This is a genomic window from Psychromonas sp. (assembly GCF_983033635.1).
The window spans coordinates 1-2,678 of sequence record NZ_CEZLMY010000291.1 but is presented as its reverse complement, the minus strand read 5'-3'; the positions used below and the strand labels follow the sequence as shown (position 1 = coordinate 2,678).

3 protein-coding genes are annotated in these 2,678 nt (G+C 36.8%); 1 reads left to right on the top strand and 2 read right to left on the bottom strand.

The genetic code is table 11. The annotated features are described in order from the left end of the window. The first annotated feature begins 594 nt into the window (after window positions 1–594). Window positions 595–768: a S24 family peptidase gene (locus AC4GME_RS18620; protein ID WP_490380020.1), complete on the top strand. Its 174-nt coding sequence runs from the start codon at window positions 595–597 to the stop codon at window positions 766–768. Window positions 769–1,314: 546 nt separating this feature from the next. Here the strand turns inward: AC4GME_RS18620 and AC4GME_RS18615 are convergent. Both AC4GME_RS18615 and AC4GME_RS18610 read right to left on the bottom strand, forming a co-directional pair. Next, entirely contained in the window at window positions 1,315–2,343 is a 1,029-nt protein-coding gene (locus AC4GME_RS18615) for a serine/threonine-protein kinase (RefSeq protein WP_490380019.1), read from the bottom strand. Next, window positions 2,343–2,678, bottom strand: a 336-nt coding sequence (locus AC4GME_RS18610; protein WP_490380018.1) for a hypothetical protein, incomplete at its 5' end; no start/stop codon positions are given. The genes AC4GME_RS18615 and AC4GME_RS18610, both read right to left, overlap by 1 nt.

Sequence of the window (2,678 nt, the reverse complement as noted above, 5' to 3'; positions counted from 1 at the left end):
AATAAAGCACATTTCAAGAAATATTGATACGACCTATATCAATGAAAGAGTGGTTTAAAAGTAACAAACTAATTGCGATTAATGAAATACCAAACGAAATAGGCTGCATTTTCGCAAAAGAAAGAAGGGAAAATTGGAGAAGGAGAAAAGCTGATACAGGAAGCCGCTCACTTGAGTATCATATTTGCAGCTTTGATTATTCCGTCCAAAATCAACTCAATACTTACTATTTTCAGTTTGTATCACGTTTAGATAGGCGTCGTTGAACCTTAAAAGTAAAAAACATTCCAAGAGTTCAGAGTACAAGCTTAGTTCTAATAGTGACCAGCATAAACATCCCCAACTTTTTGATAACTTTGTCACATTGGATTTTTACGATGTAGATGTAAGCGTCGGCCATGGCGCACTGGTTATCCAGGAGGATAAAGAAAACGAGGTCTGTATTAGCTGTAAATTTATCGATAACTAAAATGGCGTTAGTGCAAAAAATCTATTCCTGATGCCCGTTCGTGGTAACAGCATGTATCCCCCCCGAAAAAACAAGCCATTATCATGGTCAACAGAGTTACAGATTTTTCCGGTGACGGGGTTTACATGTTTAGATTCGATAGCCAGCTCATGGTGAAACGCCTGCAGCTTACTAAAACCGGATTAAACGTCGTCAGCGACAACAGCACCTATAAAGAATGGGAACTCACCCGCAACGAACTAGCCACCGAAGATTTCGAAATCATCGGTGAAGTAGTTTGGTCCGGGCAGAGGATGTAAGTCTCACTCGTGATACTACAGATACAAAAAAGCCCGCTTAGTTAGCGGGCTTTTTGTTACCTTGTCAAATATCTAGCCGTTCAAAATAAAGTTCACCTAATTCACGATCTATTTCATCAAATAACAGCTGGTAATGAGCCACTTCACCTTCAAGCTTCAAGATACAAGATACAAGCATATTGTAAACCAACAACAATTAACGAAGTAAACAGCAAGAGTTTAGATAGATATTTTCTCATAACCCAACCTATTGATTATTAGTAAGGTAAGCAACAGTTACGAGGGTCAGGTCTTTAATCTTGACCCTCTGTCTTTTATCTACTTTTCTGAAAACTCAAAATTAAAGACCATACCCCATTGTTTCTAATGGCTGACCTTATTTACTTAAATCAACATACTTACCAACACATTGTTTAAATGAAGGTAAGTTGTCATACATTGATGGGGAGTCTTTAGGAAGTTTGTCCAAAAACGAAGTTTTGCGGAGGTTATTGACAACATCCGCTCTACTAATAAACTTGTTATTTGGTTCGAAATTTATATTTTTCATTGAGTTAAAAACTCTACAATATCATTATGGCTAATTTTAGTTTTACAGAACTCTCGTACACGCCTTGGCGTCGATGAAGCTTTGTGCTTGTATGCAATAGACGTAAGCTGCTGACATACTGAAATAAACTTCCGAGTACCATCAACTTCTTGCTCCCAAATACGCTTATCATCTTCGAGCGTATACTGCCAGTCTAGTATAGAGCCATCAATATCAGCAAGTGCGTTTACAACTTCAATCGGTGAACCATACCTTTGACCAGGATCTGGCTTTAAACATTTATTGATTACCGTTTGCAATTTTTTAGGGATATGAAGTGGATAAGCCTTCCGATCTGGAAACTTACCATTACGAACATCACCACCAAACCCCTCCCAAGTTGTATATCTTGAAAGCTGTTCGTTAAAAGCAACGTCTCCTATACACATTCGATACATAGTAAGCCCAACTTGATAAATATCAAATCGATTATCATAGGTATGTGATGAATTACCAAAAACTTCGGGTGGGTATTGCTTTTGATAGAGTCTAGACTGCTGAGCGAGTCCATGTAGGTTAATTGGTTTCGCTTGCCCGAAATCAGACAGCAAAGCTTCATTTCGATCAGATAACAAAACATTATCAGGCTTAATGTCGAAATGGATTAATTTTTTTGAGTGAATGTTTTGCAGTCCACTTAGGAATTGACTTGAATATCTAATTATTTCTCTTACTGTTAGAAACCTTGTTGCCATTAACGACTTTAAAGAACCATTTTTATAATAAGGTGTCGCAATATAGACATTATTATCATCTTCACAGACATAACTAACTTGGACAACGTTAGGGTGTGAACTCTTATATAAAATTTGTGCTTCTTCGAAATAGTCAGGAGAAAAGTCTCCTGATTTTTTTTCAACTTCTTTAATAACCAATTCTGCATCCATATTTCTGTCATGGATACGATAAACCTTAGAGTTCTTCCCTTCTTGTCCTATTTCAGAAATTTTGCGAAATGAAACCTCTGCCAACTGATAAGCATACATTATGATAAAGCCCCTAATGCTACAAATACCGACTCTCGAGAAACTGATGTTTTACATACTTCCCAATTCAAAACTAGGTCATAATTTTGTTTGCCTTTCAGGTAGTCATCAAAATCAGTGGTAGAGATATTTAAACGCGAAGATATTGATCGCTTACGCCCCACAAAATAATTTTTAACAGAGCTGCTTGAAAATGCTTCTTGTATTACTCCCTCAATATGCAACCTACAAACATCCATATTTTGTGAATTACTCTCCGCTACTCGTATTCCGGCAAGAGATACATTATATTCTCGTATAATATCCAACACACTATTTCTCATATATTTCAGTTT